This window comes from Nocardia sp. CA-151230 (assembly GCF_050942175.1).
Taxonomy (GTDB): domain Bacteria; phylum Actinomycetota; class Actinomycetes; order Mycobacteriales; family Mycobacteriaceae; genus Nocardia.
This window is the reverse complement of the sequence record NZ_CP192061.1, coordinates 3,160,725-3,178,778: the sequence shown is the minus strand read 5'-3', so window position 1 is coordinate 3,178,778 and position 18,054 is coordinate 3,160,725. Positions and strand designations below refer to the sequence as shown.

The 18,054-nt window shown below is 69.3% G+C and carries 15 protein-coding genes; 5 read left to right on the top strand and 10 right to left on the bottom strand.

Translation table 11 applies throughout. The features are described from left to right. Nucleotides 1-172: 172 nt before the first annotated feature. Entirely contained in the window at nt 173-1,102 is a 930-nt protein-coding gene (locus ACQP1O_RS14580) for a hypothetical protein (protein ID WP_433566330.1), read from the bottom strand. Between the two features lie 4 nt (nt 1,103-1,106). Beyond that, nucleotides 1,107-2,153, bottom strand: coding sequence for a 3-oxoacyl-ACP synthase III family protein (locus ACQP1O_RS14575; protein ID WP_433566329.1), 1,047 nt, complete (start codon nt 2,151-2,153; stop codon nt 1,107-1,109). Nucleotides 2,154-2,583: 430 nt separating this feature from the next. On the opposite strand from ACQP1O_RS14575, the gene ACQP1O_RS14570 reads away from it, so the two are divergent. From ACQP1O_RS14570 to ACQP1O_RS14555, 4 genes are all read left to right on the top strand, one after another. Beyond that, a complete protein-coding gene (locus tag ACQP1O_RS14570; RefSeq protein ID WP_433566328.1) occupies nt 2,584-4,245 on the top strand; it encodes a fatty acid CoA ligase family protein in 1,662 nt (553 codons plus the stop codon). A gap of 9 nt (nt 4,246-4,254) precedes the next feature. Beyond that, on the top strand, nt 4,255-4,563 hold the full coding sequence (locus ACQP1O_RS14565) for a hypothetical protein (RefSeq protein WP_433566327.1): 309 nt from the start codon (nt 4,255-4,257) through the stop codon (nt 4,561-4,563). A 13-nt stretch (nt 4,564-4,576) separates the two neighbouring features. Continuing rightward, complete coding sequence (locus tag ACQP1O_RS14560; RefSeq protein ID WP_433566326.1) at nt 4,577-5,611, top strand: NAD-dependent epimerase/dehydratase family protein; 1,035 nt, start codon at nt 4,577-4,579, stop codon at nt 5,609-5,611. Nucleotides 5,612-5,756: 145 nt separating this feature from the next. Then, nucleotides 5,757-6,587, top strand: a complete 831-nt coding sequence (locus ACQP1O_RS14555; RefSeq protein ID WP_433566325.1) for an alpha/beta fold hydrolase — start codon at nt 5,757-5,759, stop codon at nt 6,585-6,587. A gap of 196 nt (nt 6,588-6,783) precedes the next feature. Here the strand turns inward: ACQP1O_RS14555 and ACQP1O_RS14550 are convergent, their stop codons facing one another. Beyond that, nucleotides 6,784-7,728 carry a helix-turn-helix transcriptional regulator gene (locus tag ACQP1O_RS14550; RefSeq protein WP_433566324.1) on the bottom strand — a complete coding sequence of 315 codons (945 nt, stop codon included), beginning with the start codon at nt 7,726-7,728 and terminating at the stop codon, nt 6,784-6,786. 63 nt (nt 7,729-7,791) lie between these two features. On the opposite strand from ACQP1O_RS14550, the gene ACQP1O_RS14545 reads away from it, so the two are divergent. Further along, on the top strand, nt 7,792-8,940 hold the full coding sequence (locus tag ACQP1O_RS14545; protein WP_433566323.1) for an epoxide hydrolase family protein: 1,149 nt from the start codon (nt 7,792-7,794) through the stop codon (nt 8,938-8,940). A 9-nt stretch (nt 8,941-8,949) separates the two neighbouring features. Here ACQP1O_RS14545 and ACQP1O_RS14540 read toward each other — a convergent pair whose 3' ends face one another. The 7 genes from ACQP1O_RS14540 to ACQP1O_RS14510 form a co-directional block, all read right to left on the bottom strand. After that, a complete protein-coding gene (locus ACQP1O_RS14540) occupies nt 8,950-9,822 on the bottom strand; it encodes an LLM class flavin-dependent oxidoreductase (RefSeq protein WP_433566322.1) in 873 nt (290 codons plus the stop codon). A 78-nt stretch (nt 9,823-9,900) separates the two neighbouring features. Beyond that, entirely contained in the window at nt 9,901-10,209 is a 309-nt protein-coding gene (locus ACQP1O_RS14535; RefSeq protein ID WP_354837226.1) for a pyrimidine/purine nucleoside phosphorylase, read from the bottom strand. Between the two features lie 90 nt (nt 10,210-10,299). Further along, the gene (locus tag ACQP1O_RS14530; protein ID WP_433566321.1) at nt 10,300-11,217 is read right to left on the bottom strand and encodes a patatin-like phospholipase family protein; all 918 of its coding nucleotides are present in this window, start codon (nt 11,215-11,217) and stop codon (nt 10,300-10,302) included. A gap of 237 nt (nt 11,218-11,454) precedes the next feature. After that, nucleotides 11,455-12,144, bottom strand: coding sequence for a hypothetical protein (locus ACQP1O_RS14525; protein WP_433566320.1), 690 nt, complete (start codon nt 12,142-12,144; stop codon nt 11,455-11,457). 345 nt (nt 12,145-12,489) lie between these two features. Further along, nucleotides 12,490-14,850 (bottom strand): RelA/SpoT family protein, encoded by a 2,361-nt coding sequence (locus tag ACQP1O_RS14520; RefSeq protein ID WP_357008088.1) that lies wholly within the window; start codon nt 14,848-14,850, stop codon nt 12,490-12,492. Between the two features lie 209 nt (nt 14,851-15,059). Beyond that, nucleotides 15,060-16,658: an ABC-F family ATP-binding cassette domain-containing protein gene (locus tag ACQP1O_RS14515; RefSeq protein WP_433566319.1), complete on the bottom strand. Its 1,599-nt coding sequence runs from the start codon at nt 16,656-16,658 to the stop codon at nt 15,060-15,062. 171 nt (nt 16,659-16,829) lie between these two features. Next, nucleotides 16,830-18,035, bottom strand: coding sequence for an MFS transporter (locus ACQP1O_RS14510; RefSeq protein ID WP_433566318.1), 1,206 nt, complete (start codon nt 18,033-18,035; stop codon nt 16,830-16,832). Nucleotides 18,036-18,054: the final 19 nt, after the last annotated feature.

Genomic DNA, 18,054 nt, shown 5'->3' with positions numbered 1-18,054 from the left:
CCCTCGGTCCCGAGCGACCGACCGTGCCATCTGACGTCCCTTTCACCGATCGGGATGCGCCCGACTGACAGGCGTGGCACGGCGAGCTTCGGTGTGCTGGAGCGGCATCATTGCAGCGAGGGCGCGTGGGCGCCCAGGATCAGCCGGGGCACAACGGTTTCGAAATGTACTGTCAAATAGTGTATTTCACATTCGACCAGGAGGTGGTGACGAGCGCCCGCGGGCGATAGACCAGGGCGGCCGCCGACGTGTCGTCCACCGCCAGGAACACCACCGCGCGTGCCTCGTCGAGCATGCCCTGGGTGGCCGCGCTCAGATACGCGTGGACCGGGCCCGCGGAATACGGGTCGCCGACGAACGGGTCGATTCCGGCGACCGCGGCCGAGGGCACCCCGATCCGGTAGGCCACCTGCTCCCGGAAGCCGGGGACGGGGGCCGGGGCCAGCAGCACCGCGTCACCGGTGGCGAAGTCGCTGGGCTCCAGTCCTTCACCGGCCAGGCATTCGCGCAGCGCGGCCTCGGCCAGCGCGAGCGGGTCCCCGGTCTCGGTGCGCACGGTCAGCGCGGTGCGGCCGCCGGTGCCCGCCGCCTCCAGGTCGGCCCAGGCGGTCGGGGCGAGCGCGCCCGGGGTCTCGGTGGTGTAGATGCGACCGAAACCGCCCGCGCTGTCGGAGGAATGCAGCAGGATGGCCGCACCGCTGGCGGCGTACGGGAAGTCCTCGCGGTCGCGCTCGGTGGACGGGTGGGTGTCGCCGGCCACGATGAGCGCGTACTCGACATCGCCGAGACCGGTGAAGCACTGGGCGGCCATGAGCGCGTGCACCACCCCGGTGCCGCCGTTGAGCAGGTCGAAGGAGAACGCGGGCACCCGCCCGGTCGCGTACTCCAGGCCCACCTCGAGGCGCTTCTGGATCAGCGCGGCCACCGCGGGCTCGGCGATATTGCTGTCCCGGAACACCCCGGCATTGACCACCAGGCCGACCCGGTCGGCGGAGACCTCCGCCGCCACCAGCGCCTGCGCGCCGGCGCGGGCGGCCAGCTCGAAGTAGCTGCCGGTGTCGGCGTCGGTGCAGACGGCTGCGGAAACGATTGCGGTGCTCATGGATTCAGGCCTCCAGCCGGGAGATGGTCGCGGCGAGGTGCCCGGAGACCACGCCGGACGCCTCGGGGATCAGCAGCACCTTGGAGCCGCGCGGAATCCGGCCCTGCGCCAGGTGTTCGCGCAGCACCAGGAAGTGCGAGGTGGACGCGGTATTGCCGTACTCGCCGTAGATATTGAGCGCCTGCGGCATCGGGGTGTCGAAGTGCCGCTCGGTGAGCGAGCTGATGTAGTCGATGGCCGGGCCGCTGAACTGGTGGTGGATCCAGTAGTCGTACTTCTCGCTCTCCCAGGCCCGGCCGGTCTCCAGCAGGAAGTCGGCCATGCGCGAAATGCCCTGCAGGAAGCGGGATTCGCTGGCCAGGGCGCGGTTGTCGGTGTACATGGCGATGCCGGTGGTCTTGTCGCTGGGCATGCCGATGCAGTGCTCGGCGCCGGCCGAGGTGGTCATGAGCTCGATGTAGTGGATCTCGTCCGCGTCGTCGCCCTGGTCGTCGACCACCACGGCCACGGCCGCGTCGCCCACGGTCAGGGCGGCGAACTGCGGGTCGTAGGGCTGGGAGATCTCGCGGGTGGCGGTCTCGGCGATGGGGGTGATCTGCTCGCCGCTGACCACCAGGCCGCGGCGCACCACACCGGATTTGATCATGCGGTCCAGCACCAGCACGCCGGTGATCATGCCCGCGCAGGCATTGGACAGGTCGAAGTGCAGCGCCCGGCCCGCGCCGATGGCCGCACCCAGCTGGGCGGCGAAAGACGGTGCGAAGCAGTACTGCCCGGGCGCGGTGAAGCGGGTGATCGACACCGAGATGATGACGTCCAGGTCCGCGGCGTCGTAGCCGGAGCGCGCGAGGCAGTCCTCGATGGCGTTGCGCGCCAGTGCGAACGACGATTCGTAATTCTCCGGATCGCTATTGTGCACGCGCCGGTTCTTGATTCCGGTAATTCGTTCCAGGTCCAATGCCCTGGGTACCGAAAGGCTGTTGATCACGTCCTCGGTGGAACGGATGGTCGTGGGTGTGTACGCACCGATCGATTCGAAGCGTGTACGCATGTGGCCCCCTGCTCTCTGGACTGAGTGCGTCCGGTCGAATGTGGCTGCGGCGGCCGCAATTCGGTGTCCCCCGGGCCGGCCCCGCTGATATCCCGTAGCCCCGATGCCAAGCGAAACGCTACCGTACCCACCGGTAGACGCGTGTCACACGAGCCTCACCGATCACAGTGCGCCCGAGCGTTATTCGCGGCGTAATCGCTGGAAGGCAGTGGTACGCACGCCGATCGCAGAATGGCCGCCGAGTCGCTCCGTAGGGGTGGAATAGGGGGTTGCGAGGAACCGGTGTCGGTACCCGGAGACACACTAAAACTGTTGTATATCAAGCGAATACGGAGCGCCACGTCTAGCGGTCCGACATCACCCCGTGTAGCCTCACCGATACATTCCTCGCATTCCTCGACAATTCACTGGGGGAAGTGTGTCGCATTCCTTGCCCACCATTTATTGGCGCGCTCTCGATCGTTTCAGCGATATCGTCGCCGCCCATCCCGAACGGGAGGCGGTGATCTATGCCGACGGCAGGAATCGGGACGGCCTGCCCGATTACCGCCATCTCACCTACGCCGAACTCGACGCGTGGTCGGACACCATTGCCGGGCGGTTCGCCGAGGCCGGCGTCACCCGCGGCGTGCGCACCATCGTGCTGGTGCGGCCGGGACCCGAGCTGTACGCAGTCCTCTACGGGCTGTTCAAGATCGGCGCGGTGCCGGTGGTGATCGACCCGGGCATGGGCATGTTCAAGATGCTGCGCTGCCTGCAGGCCGCCGACGCCGAAGCCTTCGTCGGCGTCACCGAGGCGCAGGCGCTGCGCATCGTGTTCCGCGCCTACTTCCGCAAGGTGCGGATAGCGGTCACGGTCGGGCGCTCGTGGTGGCAGGGGCCCACTCTCGAAAGCTGGGGCCGCACACCGGCTTCCGCGTTGCCCGAACGCGAGCCCGCGCCCGATGACGAACCGCTGCTCATCGCCTACACCACCGGCAGCACCGGGCCCGCCAAGGCGGTGGTGCTCACCCACGGCAATCTCAGCGCCATGATCGACCAGGTGGACGCCGCGCGCGAGCACGTCGCGCCGGGCACCTCGCTCATCACCGCGCCGGTGGCGGGCATCCTGGAGCTGCTGCTCGGATCCCGGTGCGTGCTACCGCCGCTGATTCCCTCCAAGGTCGGGGCGACCGATCCGGCGCACGTGGTCGACGCGGTGCAGCGGTACGAGGTGAAGACCATGTTCGCCTCCCCCGCCGTGCTGATCCCGCTCCTGCGGCACATCGAGCAGACCGGGGCGGCGCTGCCGAGCATCCAGAGCGTCTACTCCGGCGGAGCGCCCGTCCCGGACTGGTGCATCGCGGCGTTGCGGCAGGTACTGCCCGAGCCGGCGAAGGTGTACTCCGGCTACGGCGCGACCGAGGCGCTGCCCATGGCGACCATCGAATCCCGCGAGCTGCTGGGCGATCTGGTGGAGCAGGCGCACACCGGGCACGGGGTGTGCGTCGGCACGCCCGCGCTCCACGTGCAGGCGCGCATCATCGCCATCACCGACGATCCACTGCCGGACTGGGCGGATGCGGAGGCGCGGGCGGCCGATCTGGCGGCGTCGCGCGGGATCGGCGAGCTGGTGGTGTCCGGGCCGAATGTCAGCCCCCGCTACTTCTGGCCGCAGGCGGCCAACCGGGCCGGCAAGATCGCCGAGGGCGAGGTGATCTGGCATCGTACCGGAGACCTCGCCTGGATCGACGACGCCGGGCGAATCCGATTCTGCGGGCGCAAGAGTCAGCGGCTGGAGACGGCGAGCGGGCCGATGTTCACCGTGCAGGTCGAGCAGGTGTTCAATACCGTCGAGGGCGTGGCCCGCACCGCGTTGGTGGGCGTGGGCGCGCGCGGGGACCAGCAGCCGGTGCTGTGTGTGGAGCTGACGCCGGGAGCCGACCGGGCCGCGGTCGAGGACCGATTGCGCGGGCGGCGCGACGAATTCGACATCACCAAGCCGGTGGCGGAGTTCCTGTTCCATCCGCGGTTCCCGGTCGACATCCGCCACAATGCCAAGATCGGCCGCGAGAAACTGGCAGTCTGGGCGGCCGAGCAGCTCGACGGGTAGGGCCGCGGCATGAGAAGCCCGGCGCCGCAGGCGGTTCCGCTGGCCACGCGGTTGTATTTCCTGGCCGGGATCGCCGCCCGGCTGTATCTGGTAGCCGGACTGATCGCCGCGGTGGCCGGGCGCGCCCCGTCGAATCCGGCGCTGCGGCTGCTGTGGTGGGCCGACGCGGCACTGTGCGCCGCTGATCCGGCCACCCGCATACCTCTCACCATGGCCGCCGACGAACTGGCCAGCCGGGTCGGCTGGGACATCGCGGCGCTGACGCCGCTCCTCGGCCGCGTTCGGCGACGCGACCGCACACTTCTGGAGGCATCGTGAAAGCAGCAGCATCGTGAAGGCTTTGGTGACGGGGGCCTCCGGCTTCCTGGGCGGCGCGCTCACGCGCCGGCTGGTGCGCGACGGGGACCACGAGGTGGCGATTCTGGTGCGGCGCACCAGCAATCTGCGGGACCTGGCCCCGGTGCTCGACCGGGTGGAGCGGGTGGTGGGCGATCTCAGCGATCCCGACTCGTTGGAACACGCCGTCGCCGGGGTCGATGTCGTGTTCCACAGCGCCGCCCGCGTGGACGAGCGCGGCACCCGCGCCCGCTTCTGGGCCGAGAACACCGCCGCCACCGCGCGATTGCTGGCCGCCGCCCGGGCAGCCGGCGCGCAGCGGTTCGTGTTCATCTCGAGTCCGAGCGCACTCATGGACCGTGACGGCGGCGACCAGATCGATATCGACGAGTCGGTTCCGTATCCCCGCCGCTACCTCAATCACTACTGCGAGACCAAGGCCGCCGCCGAACGCCTGGTACTGAAGGCGAATGCGCCCGGATTCACCACCTGCGCGCTGCGGCCGCGGGCCATCTGGGGTGCGGGCGACCGATCCGGGCCCATTGTGCGGCTGCTCGAACGGGCGGCGGCCGGGACCCTGCCGGATCTGTCGGCCGGGCGCGAGGTGTACGCCTCGCTGTGCCATGTCGACAATATCGTCGAGGCCGCGGTCAGGGCCGCTGCCAGCGAGAATGTCGGCGGCAAGCCGTATTTCATCGCCGATGCGGAGCGGACCGACGTCTGGGGGTTCCTCGGTGACGTCGCCGCGGACCTCGGCTACCCGCGGCCCGGCCGCAGGCTCGATCCGCGCGTGGTGGCGCTGGTGGTGTCGGTGATCGAAAACCTCAGGCGGATACCGTATCTCGCCGAACACTGGACCCCGCCACTGTCGCGGTACTCGGTGGCGGTGATGACCCGCTCGGGCACCTACGACACCTCCGCGGCCACCCGCGATTTCGGATATCGGCCCGTAATGGATCGCGACACCGGCATGACCGAACTGAAATCCTGGATCCGCAGCGGGGAGGTGATCGCTGGATCCACCCGCTGACCAGCGCTCGGACGCTCCACCCAAAACTTGTGTTACGCGCGGTACCGGCTACCATGACTGGTACCGCGCGAGGGTGAGTCGGTGCTGACGGCCCTCGTGGCCGCAGACGCAGTGCAGCACCGCTACTCAATGAGGAGAGCGCCCGATGCCGGAGTTCGACTATCACGGCGTATCCGTCGCCTACGATCGCGCCGGATCCGGGGATCCGATCCTGTTCCTGCACAATATCGGCGGTGACCGGCGCATCTGGGTGAACCAGACGCGCGCGCTGGCGGCCACCAACACCGTGTACGCGCTGGATCTGTTCGGCTACGGCGACTCCGACTCACCCGCGGACGGGTACACCGTCGACAACTACGTGCGCATGGTGTCCGAGTTCATCGGCGCCCACGGGCTCACCGACGTCACGATGGTCGGCAACTGCTTCGGCAGCGCGCTGTCCCTGCTGTACGCCCGCCGCAATCCGCAGAATGTGCGCGCCCTGGTGCTGTGCAGCCCGCTGACCGCCGCCACCCTGCGGCCCACGCCGACCGGATGGACCGCCCGCACGGCCGCGCAGCTCCCACTCGACTCCGTCGCGAGCGCGATCCGGCTGCCAGGTTTCGCCGCGAATCTCGTCGTCCGCGAACAGCTCGGCCCGCGCGGCCGCGGCATGGGCTCCTCCCCCTTCACCGGCCTGCGCCACCGCTGGAGCGAACCCCGCCGCCTGCTCCCACCCGCCGCCATCGCGCGTGACCTGCCGAAACTGGCCGTCCTCGACGACTTCCGCCCCGCCCCCGGCTTCCCGCCCATCACCACCGTCTGGGGCGCCAAGAACCGCATCCTGTCCGCCGCCGCCGGCGCCCGCCTCAACACCACCCTGTGCCCGACCGAGGCCATCGAGCTGCCCGACTGCGGCCACCTGGTCATGCTGGAACAACCCGAAACCGTCACGGCCGCAATCCGTTCCGCCACCCGCACTGCCCTGGCCGGCTGACCGCGGGAATTCCCGCACGCCGGTGCAGACGGGGCGGCGACCCTATGATCGGTAGATTCTCGATCAATCAGGGGGAGTACATGTTTCGATCGGCCGTCTCCGCGGGCACACTGGTGACGCTCACCGGCCTCACGTTCGCAGCACCGGGGCACCCAGTCTCATCGAGAAATCCGGATCTGGTGGGACGCTTGGCAGGTCAGCCTGCCGCACGGTGCAGCAGGGTGGCCAGCTCGCGCAGGCGTGCGGTCAGTTCCGGAGGGTCGATGACACGGAACTCGAATCCGAAGCCCGCAACGTGGACGGCGATGGCGTCGAGTGAATCCGCGCCGGTGTGCAGGACGCAGGTGTCCGGGTCGACGGCCTCGAGCACGCCGACGGTCGGCGCGATCACCTCGGCGGCCCGTTCGACGGACGTCAGCAACGTGATACGAGCCTGATAGCGGTAGGGCGCGGTGGTCACTCCCCGGGAGACCTGATCGGCGGCGTCGGGCGCGGGGCGGGGCGTGAAGCGCGGGCCGGTGGGGATGCGTGGGGTCAGGCGGTCCACCCGGTAGGTGCGCCAATCCTCGCGGTCCACATCCCAGCCGGTCAGGTACCAGCGACTGCCGATGTGCACCAGACGGTGCGGTTCGGTCGTGCGGCGGGAGGTTTCACCGTTGTGAGTGCGGTAGTCGAACCGGAGGCGATGCTGGTCTCGAATGGCGGCGGCAATGGCGGTCAGGGTGTCCGGGTCGGCGCGCGGGCCGCCGGCGGGCACGGTCACGGTCGCGGTCTGCAAGGCGGTCACGCGGTGCCGCAGCCGCGACGGCAGCACCTGCTCGAGTTTGGCCAGTGCCCGCAGCGAGCTTTCCTCGATGCCCGCGATGCTTCCGCCCGCGGCCGTGCGCAATCCCATGGCCACGGCGACGGCCTCCTCGTCGTCGAGTAGCAGCGGCGGCAGTGTCGCGCCCGCGCCCAGCCGATATCCGGCCGTACCCGCGGTGGCGTCCACGGGATAGCCGAGGGCGCGCAGCTTTTCGATATCCCGGCGCACGGTGCGCACATCCACCTCGAGTTGCGCGGCCAGTTCCGCGCCGCTCCAGTCGCGTGGGGTCTGCAACAGCGACAGCAGTCGGAGCAGTCTGGCGGAGGTTTCCAACACGAATTCGATTCTGCCGCACCGCTAGGGCAGAAGCTGTCCTAACCGCCCCGTAGCGTGGTTCTCATGAGCGAGCAGATCACTCCCTTCCGCATCGACATTCCCGCCGAGCAGCTCGATGACCTGCGGCGACGGCTCGACGTCGCGCGCCTGCCCGCGCCGCTGCCGGGCGACGACTGGGACACCGGCGTGCCCGTGCACTGGTTGCGCGGACTCGTCGACCATTGGCGCACCGGATACGACTGGCGCGCGGCCGAGGCCGAGCTCAACCGGTATCCACAGTTCGTCACCGAGATCGAGGGCCAGCGCGTCCACTTCCTGCACATCCGCTCGGCCGAGCCGGATGCGGTGCCGCTGCTGCTCACCCACGGCTGGCCCGGATCCATCGCCGACTTCCTCGACGTCATCGGACCGCTGAGCGATCCGCGCGCCCACGGCGGTCACCCGGGCGACGCCTTCCACCTGATCATTCCTTCGCTGCCCGGGTTCGGTTTCTCCGGTCCGGTCGGCGACACCGGCTGGACCAGGGCCCGGATCGGCCGGATCTGGGCGGAACTGATGAACCGTCTCGGCTACCAGCGTTATGGCGTGCAGGGCGGCGATATCGGCGGCGCGGTCAGTCCGGAGGTCGCGCGCACGGCACCGGATCGGGTGATCGGCGTGCATGTCAACGGCGGCCCGAACCTGCCGCCGCCGACCGCCGTGAACGATATCGACGAACTCACCGACCTCGAGCGGGACCGGATCCGGCGGATCCAGGCCTTCATGCGAGAGGAGTTCGGCTACGTCGCGATCCAGTCCACCCGCCCGCAGGCGCTGGCCTACGGGCTGGTGGATTCGCCGGTGGGCCAGCTGGCCTGGATCATGGACAAGTTCCGGGAGTGGACCCATCCCCGAAACGTGGAGCCGGACAAGATCATCGACCGTGATCGCCTGCTCACCACCGTCATGCTCTACTGGCTCACCGGCACCGCCGGATCGGCGGCCTACGTCGGGTACGCACAGACCGGCGAATGGGGTGCGCCCGCGGCCAATTCGGGCGTGCCGACCGGTGTCATCGCCTTCGCCCACGACGTGTGCATCCGCCGCTACTGCGAGCAGTCCAACACCATCACCCGCTGGGTGGACGTGGATCGCGGCGGGCATTTCGCGGCCATGGAAGAACCCGAGCTGCTGGTCGACGACATCCGCGAGTTCTTCCGCGACCTGCGCTAGCCCGTCGGGTCAGGGCACCAGGGGCGCGATCTGCTCGGCGGCGAACCGGACGAAACCCACCGGGTCCGGTTCGTCGCCGGTGGGTTGAAGGACCACGCTGGTGGCGCCGGCCTCGATCCAGCCGAGCACGGTGTCGGCGATGGTCCGGGCATCGCCCGCCACACCGATACCGGGGACGGTGTCGCGTCCCTCGGCGCGCAGCTCCGCGGCCACCCGTTCGGCGGCGCCGGAACCGGTGGCCGCCAGCAGGTACACGACGATCGGATATGGCTGTGCCGCAAGCGTTTCGGGACGGGCGGCACGCACGATCTCCGCGGCCGTCCGAATCCCGTCGGCGGGCGTGGAACTGGTGAGGATCACTCCGTCTGCGGCCTCCCCCACCAATCCCAGTGTGCGGGGCCCGGTCGCGGCGGCCAGGATCGGCGGCGCGGCGGTCGGCGGCCAGTCCAGCGCGACGTCGTCGAGCCGGACATACCTGCCCTTCACCGTGATTCGCTGCCCCGCCAGCAGCGCCCGCAACGCGTCGAGGTATTCGCGCAGCAGGGTGATCGGCGAGGCGACCCGCTCCCCCACCTGCCCCATCCAGTCCTGAACCCCGTGTCCCACACCCCAGATCCCCCGCCCGGGAAACATCCGCTCCAGCGTCGCCAGCTCCATCGCGGTGACGGCGACATTGCGCAGCGGCACCGGCAGTACCCCCACCCCTACCCGCACCCGCTCGCTCCACGCGAGCGCCGCTGCGGCCGTGGCGATCCCGCCCTCCAGGAAGCAGTCCTCCCACAGCCACAGCTGGTCGAGTCCCGATTCGTCCGCCGCCCGCACCACGTCCCGCAGCCGCTCGGGCGGTTGCTGCGGCCGGAACACCACTCCCAGGGTCGTCATACCCCATGCGTACCACGCCGGAGCCGGAAATGGCTGTGGCCCGGTCACATTCGCGACCGGGCCACAGGGGTTCGAAACTCAGCCGAAGTGGCAGACGTAGTGGACCGGCTCCACGACCTCGATCTGGAAGCTGGAGTTGCCCGGCACGGAGAACGACTCGCCGCCCTTGTAGGTGACGGCCTCGGACTCGCCGGCGAGGGTGACGTTGCACTGGCCCTCGAGCAGTTCCATGATCTCCGGCGCACCCGTGTTGAAGGTCAGGGTGGCGGGGAGGATGACACCGATCGACTTGCTGGTGCCGTCGGCCAGTTCGATGTTGTGGCTCACACACTTGCCATCGAAGTAGACGTTGGCGCGCTTGGTGACGGTGACATTCTCGAACTTCATGCTGGTACGGGGCCCTTCCTACGGGTGACGACCGACCGCGCGGGCCGGTCCGGTTCGCGCCGATCGTACCCGCGACCGCCGGGCAATCGTTCAGTCGGGCAGGGCGTCGAGGGCTCGGTCGGGCAGGGCGTCGAGAGCCCGAGCCGTCAACGCCCGCCCCTGCTCGATGATCGGGGTGGCGCGATGGAAATCCATGGTGCCGCAGATGTTCTGCGGCACCTCGATCACCAGGTCCGGTGGGTGGGCGGCCAGATGCTGGCGGGTGAGGGCGGCCAACATGAGATCGATGGCCCGCTGGGCGACATCGGTGGCACGGATGCTGCTCAGCGCCGGGGGCTGCGCCGGCACCTCCTCGACCGGGGTGCGTGCACCGCCGAGCCGCTGCGCCGAGGCCCGCCACCACTGGGTGAACCAGTTCGTGCGCGGTTGCGCGCGATCGTAGGCCGGGTCCGGCGCACCCGAGAGGTCGACGCCGATGGTCATGTCCGCGGGGCCCAGCGCCATGGTCGCCACCACCGGCAGCGGATCGAGCACACCGCCGTCCACCAGCACGTGCCCGTCGACGAGCACCGGGGTGATGAATCCGGGAATGGCGATCGAGGCCCGGATGGCGGCATCGAGTTCACCGGTCTGGAACCAGGTCGACCGGCCGGTCGTCATATCGGTGGCCACCGCGACATACGGGATGGGCAGATCCTCGATGCGCAGGTCACCGAGCATCTCGCGGATCCGGTCGAGGACCTTGCCCGCGCGGATCACGCCCGGTTCACTGAACGCCGGATCCAGCAGGCGCGCCACCTCGAACTGGCCGAGAGTGGTTGCCCAGGAGGTGAATTCGTCGAGCCGCCCGGCGGCGAACAGCCCGCCGACGAGTGCCCCCATCGACGATCCGGCCACGCCGACGATCTGGTAGCCGCGCTCCTGGAGTTCGGCGATCGCGCCGATGTGCGCGTATCCGCGTGCGCCGCCACTACCCAGGGCGAGTTTGACGCGCTTGCCCGTCGACATATGGATCTCCTACCCGCCCGGGAACCAGCAATCGAATCGCAAACCATGGTAGAGCTCGGGAGCCACCGGCTCGGCCAGCGGCCACCCGGAAGGTGACGATCCGCTCCGACTTGGATCCCCATCCGATTGCCACGGCTCCGGAAGTTGGCCACCGCAACCAGAAGACCAGCCGCTCATAAGGATAATTCCGCAAGTCGCGCGACCCGCATCAGGCGAATCCGGGCGGGCATACAGGCGTTACCGTGTCATTCCATGCTTGCTGAAACTCAGAACGTTCGTGTGGACAGTGAATTCGCACGGCTGCGGACAGTGGTGGTTTCGCAGAGCGAATTCCGGGCCCCAGCAAATGCCGAGATACTGGGCCACTCGATGCCGGTGGAACCCGGCGCGCTGGACATCCTGGACGAGGTGTGGGGTCGGGACTTCGGCGCGGTGTATCCGGACAAGCAGCGCAGATGGGAGGCCGAGCGGGACGAGCTCGCCGCCGTGCTCACCCGCCACGGCGTCGAGGTACTGCGGCCTCGGCGGTTCACCGCGGACGAGAAAGCCACGGCGGGCCCGATGGGATACGCCAACTTCTTCGTCCGTGACCCGTGGTTCACCATCGGCGAGCACGTGATCGAGGGCGTGCTCCAGTTCCCGCACCGCCGCATGGAGGTGCTGCCCAGCCGCGACCTGCTGCTGGACCGCGTGATGCCGTCTGCGGCGCACTACGTTTCGCTGCTCCAGCCCGGCAAGGCCGCGGTCGGCCACCCGGGACCGGGCCCGTTCCTCGAGGGCGGTGACGTCCTGGTGCTCGGCACCGAGGTCTTCGTCGGCCTGTCCGGCATGGCCAGCAATGAGCTCGGCTACCGCTGGCTCGTGAAATACCTGCGGCCGCACGGCTTCACCGTCACGCCCGTCCGCCTGCCCGAGCGTGTGCTGCACCTGGATTGCGCGATCGGCCTGGTGCGCGAGGGACTGCTCATCGCCTGCCCCGACCGCCTCCCCGAGGGCCTGCCCGAGCGGCTGCGCGACTGGGAGCGCATCGGGGTGAGTGAGGACGAGGCCGCGGCCATGGCCACCAACGCCTGCCCATCGACGCCGGAACCTACACCACCGACCCGGCATTCGAGCGGATCGGCAAGGAGCTCGAGGGCCGCGGCATCACCGTCGAGTACATCGACTTCGCGGTGTCGCGACTGTTCGGCGGCGCGTTCCGCTGCTCCACCCAGCCGCTGCTGCGCGCCGACTGACCTGTCCCCCACCGGCTTCCGCCGGGGCGGGACGGGATCAGGCGGCCGAGGTCACGCGGTAGACGTCGTAGACGCCTTCCACATTGCGGACCACGTTGAGCAGGTGGCCGAGGTGCTTGGGGTCGCCCATCTCGAAGGTGAACTTGGAGATGGCGACCCGGTCACCGGAGGTGGTGACCGCGGCCGAGAGGATGTTGACCTTCTCGTCGGCCAGCACCTTGGTCACGTCCGACAGCAGGCGGGTGCGGTCCAGGGCCTCGATCTGGATGGCCACCAGGAAGACCGACGACGGCGACGGCGCCCACTTGACCTCGATGATCCGTTCCGGTTCCGAGCGCAGCGAATCGGCATTGGTGCAGTCGGTGCGGTGCACGCTGACCGCGCCGCCGCGGGTCACGAAGCCCATGATCTCGTCGCCGGGTACCGGGGTGCAGCACTTGGCCAGCTTGGAGACCGTCCCGGGCGCGCCCGGAATCTCCACGCCCGCATCGCCTGTCGTGCGCTGACGCGCCGGCACGGTGGACGGCGTGGACCGCTCGGCCAGTTCGTTCTCGACGTCGCTGACGCCGCCGAGCTGGGCCATGAGCCGCTGCACCACGTGGTGCGCGGACACCTGGTTCTCGCCGACGGCCGCGTACAGCGCCGAGATGTCGGTGTAGTGCAGCTCGTGGGCGAGGGCGCTCATGGCGTCGACGCTCATCAGACGCTGCAGCGGCAGGCCCGAGCGCCGGACCTCCTTGCTGATGGCGTCCTTGCCCGCCTCGAGCGCCTCCTCGCGGCGCTCCTTGGCGAACCACTGCCGGATCTTGGCCTTGGCGCGCGGGGACACCACGAAGTTCTGCCAGTCCCGGGAGGGTCCGGCGTTCTGGGCCTTGGAGGTGAAGATCTCGACGACCTCACCGTTCTCCAGCTGCCGTTCCAGCGCGACCAGCCGCCCGTTGACGCGCGCGCCGATGCACCGGTGGCCGACCTCGGTGTGCACGGCATAGGCGAAGTCCACCGGGGTGGACTTCTGCGGCAGGGTGATCACGTCACCCTTGGGCGTGAACACGAAGATCTCGGGCGATTTGAGGTCGAAGCGCAGCGACTCCAGGAATTCGGCCGGGTCGGCCGCCTCCCGCTGCCAGTCGAGCAGCTGACGCATCCACGCCATGTCGTCGACTTCGGTGGAGTCGTTGGAGTGCTTGCCCTTGGTCTCCTTGTACCGCCAGTGCGCGGCAATGCCGAACTCGGCGGTCCGGTGCATGTCCTGGGTGCGGATCTGGACCTCCAGCGGCTTGCCGTCGGGGCCGACCACGGTGGTGTGCAGCGACTGGTAGACGCCGTAGCGCGGCTGGGCGATGTAGTCCTTGAACCGCCCGGCCATGGGCTGCCACAGCGAGTGCACGACACCGACCGCCGCGTAGCAGTCGCGCACCTCGTCGCAGAGGATGCGGATGCCGACCAGGTCGTGGATGTCGTCGAAGTCCTTACCCTTGACGATCATCTTCTGATAGATCGACCAGTAGTGCTTCGGACGGCCCTCGACCACGGCATTGATCCGGCTCGACGCCAGCGTGTTCACGATCTCGGCGCGCACCTTGGCCAGGTAGGTGTCGCGCGAGGGCGCGCGGTCGGCGACCAGCCGCACGATCTCGTCGTACTTCTTGGGGTGCAGGATCGCGAAGGCGAGGTCCTCCAGCTCCCACTTGACGGTGGCCATACCCAGGCGGTGGGCCAGCGGCGCTATCACCTCGAGGGTTTCGCGGGCCTTCTTGGCCTGCTTCTCCGGCGGCAGGAAGCGCATGGTGCGCATGTTGTGCAGCCGGTCGGCGACCTTGATCACCAGCACGCGGGGGTCGCGGGCCATGGCGATGATCATCTTGCGGATGGTTTCGGCCTCGGCGGCCGCGCCCAGGTTGACCTTGTCCAGCTTGGTGACGCCGTCGACCAGATGGGCGACCTCGGTGCCGAATTCGGCGGTCAGCTCGTCGAGCGAGTACCCGGTGTCCTCGACGGTGTCGTGCAGCAGCGCCGCCACCAGCGTGGTGGTGTCCATGCCCAGCTCGGCCAGGATGTTGGCCACGGCCAGCGGGTGCGTGATGTACGGGTCGCCGGACTTGCGGAACTGGTGGGCGTGCTTCTCGTCGGCGACGTCGAAAGCCCGTTGCAGCAGAGCGAGATTCGCCTTCGGGTACAGCTCCCGGTGCACGCTGGCGAGGGGCTCGAGCACCGGCTTCACGGCGGCGATGCCGCGCTGCCCGGTCATGCGGCGTGCCAGGCGCGCGCGGACGCGACGTGATGCGGAGGTGGGAACGGCGGTGGTGTTGCGAGCGGCGGACTGCCCGTTGGCCGATGGGGTGGCGGACTCACCCTCGGGCGATTGCCCCGAGTTCGCCTTCTCCAGATGCTGTGTCATGCCACCTCCGCTCGCGGCCTCGATCGGAAACCCTATCGGACCGTTCAACCACCCAGATCATCCACTTTAGTCCTGGAATCGGATCCCGACCGGGACAGCGATCACCGCCGGTCCGAACAGCTCCGGAGCGATGAACGATACCCGGTCGGGGCTCGGTTTCGCGCCCGCATGGGACCCGGATTGTTCCGGTGTCGGCCGGGCCTCCCTGCTCATTGTTCGCCCGCGCGCTCGAACAGGCCGTCCGGGGTCAGTTCCAGCCGCCGCGTCACCCCGATCTCGGCGAGGAACCGCGGGTCGTGACTGACCACCAGCAGCGCGCCCTGGAAGCTCGCCAGCGCCTCGGTGAGGTGGGCGAGGCTGGGCAGGTCCAGGTTGTTGGTCGGCTCGTCGAGCAGCAGCAGTTTGGGCGCGGGTTCGGCCAGCAGCAGCATGGCCAGGGCCGCGCGCAACCGCTCACCGCCCGAGAGGGCGCCGGCCGCGACATCGGCGTCGGTGCCGCGGAACAGGAACCGGGCCAGCTGGGCCCGGATCTGTTCGGCCGAGGCGTGCGGCGCGGTGGCCGCCACGTTCTCGAACACCGACTTGCCTTCGTCGAAGACGTCCAGGCGCTGCGGCAGCATGCGCCAGGGCACCCTGGGCGATTCCTCCCGGATGCGGTGCAGCAGTGTGGTTTTTCCGATGCCGTTGCGTCCGGTGAGCGCGATGCGTTCGGGGCCACTGATTGTCAGCGTCACCGTCGGCCCGCACGGGAGCCGCACCTCGGTCAGTTCGAGCACGTCCTGGCCCGGGTAGAGCCGGGTGTCCGGCAGGTCGACGCGGATCTCGCGGTCGTCGCGCAGCCGGTCCTGCATGTCGGTCAGATGATCCTTGGCCTCCTCGACCTTGCCGATGTGGTTGTTGCGCAGCTTGCCCGCCGCGACCTGGGCCTGGCGTTTGCGCTCACCCATGACGATCTTGGGTTCGTGCTTCTGGTCCCACATCTTCTGCCCGTAGCGCTGCCGCCGGTCGAGTTTGATGCGGGCCTCGACGAGTTCGCGCGCCTGCTTGCGGACATCGCTGCGGGCCTCCCGGATCGCCGCGCGGGCGGCGTCCTGCTCGAGCTCGATGGTCCGCTCGTACTCGCTGAAATTGCCGCCGAAGAGCCGGATCTCGCCCTGTCGCAGCTCGGCGACGGCGTCCACGCGGTCGAGCAGTTCGCGGTCGTGACTGACGGTGAGCACGGTGCCGGGGAACTGGGCGACGACCTCGTAGAGGCGTTGCCGCGCCACCTGATCGAGGTTGTTGGTCGGTTCGTCCAGCAGCAGGACGTCCGGTTCGCGCAGCAGCTCGGCGACCAGGCCCAGCAGCACGGTCTCACCGCCGGAGAGGGTGTCGAGCCGCCGGTCCAGCTGCGCGACATCCCCTGCGACGTAATGCAATCCGAGCCGTCCGAGCAGTGCCACGGCGCGTTCCTCGATATCCCAGGCGGTGCCCACGGTTTCGAAGTCGGCGTCGGTGCCGGATCCGGATTCGATGCGGTGCAGGGCTTTCCGGATCCCGGCCAGCCCGAGTACCGCATCGACCCGCTGCCCCGCGGCCAATCCGAGGTCCTGACGCAGGTACCCGAAGTGCCCCGGAATGCTCACCGAGCCGCGCGCGGGGCGCAGTTCGCCGGTGATCAGGCGGAAGAGGGTGGATTTCCCCGCGCCATTGCTGCCGACCAGGCCGAGGTGACCGGGTCCGAGCTGGGCGTCGAGACCGTCGAAGACTCCGGTGCCGTCCGGCCACGCGAAGGTGAGATCGGAAACGGAAATAACGGGCATTGACATGCGGACCTCCCGAGAGTGAGCGAATGCGGCGCGCGATTGCGGGCCACTCGGCGATCACCTCAGAAGAGCAACGGCATGTCTCCGATCGGACGGGAAAAGAACTCGACTACGGTAACCGAGATCAACGAGCCCGTGCAAGAACGTATTTCGTGAGCCGGATCTCACCGCCGGTCAGCGCGCGGCTCGCGCGGCGCACCGCAGGTAGCCGAGCGCGATCACGGCCAGCAGTGCGGCCAGGCCGTACATGACCTCCGCGCCGTGCCCCAGGGTGATGCCGCCGAGCGCGGTCCCCGCGCCGATGCCGACGTAGATGCAGGAGGCGTTCAACGCCACCACCAGCCCGGACTCCTGCGGCGCGGCCGCGATGAGCCGGTGCTGCTGGGCCGGCGTCTGGCACCAGCTGGCCGCACCCCAGCCCAGGGCCAGCAGCCCGACCAGGGCGGGGACATGGGTATCCGTCGCCGCCAGCACACCCATGATCGCCAGGGTCGCTGCCATCACCGCGTATCCGGCGGTCAGCACCCGGGTGGCGCCGAAGCGGTCGGTGGCGTAACCGGACGACAGGTTGCCCGCCACCGCGCCCACGCCGTACAGCATCAGCATCCACGCGGTCGTGGCGGCCCCGATCCCCAAGGCCCCCAACGCCGGAACGGCATACGCGTACACGACATACGCCGCCCCCATGCCCAGCACCGTCAGCGGCAGCACGGCCGCGACCGACCGATTGCGCAGCACCGCCAGCCGTTTTGCCAGCGGGATCGCGGGATTGCCGGGCAGCGCGGGCACCCACGTCGCGACACCGGCCGCTGCCAGCAGGCATACGATCGCGACCCCGGTCAGCGCCGACCGCCAGCCCAGCCAGTGCCCCAGCAGATCACCCAGCGGCACACCCAGCGCGGTCGCGATGGTCAGGCCGCCGACGACCACCGCCAGCGCCCGCCCGCGCGCCTGCGGCGACACCAGCGCCGCGGCCACCGCACCCGCATTGGGCGTGAAGGCCGCCGCTCCCAGCGCCGCCACGATCCGGGCGGCCAGCAGGATCGAGAACGTCGGCGCCAGTGCCGATCCCAGATTCGCCAGCGCGAGCACCAGCAGTGCCGACACCAGCAGTGCGCGGCGCGGCAGCCGCGCGGTCATGGTGGCCAGCACCGGCGACCCCAGCGCATAGGCCGCCGAGAACACCGTCACCGCCGCGCCCGCGCTCGCCGTGGACACCCGCAGCGATCCGGCCAGGTCCGGCAGGAACCCGGCCAGGATGAACGAGTCGGTGCCGACGGCGAAAGTGCCCAGCGCCAGGATCAGGGTGCGCCGCAACCCGTTCGGCGCGGCGATGGCCTCGGCCGTCGACGGCCGGGCAGTAACCGGGATATTTGCCATCCCGAATCTCCTTCCGAAA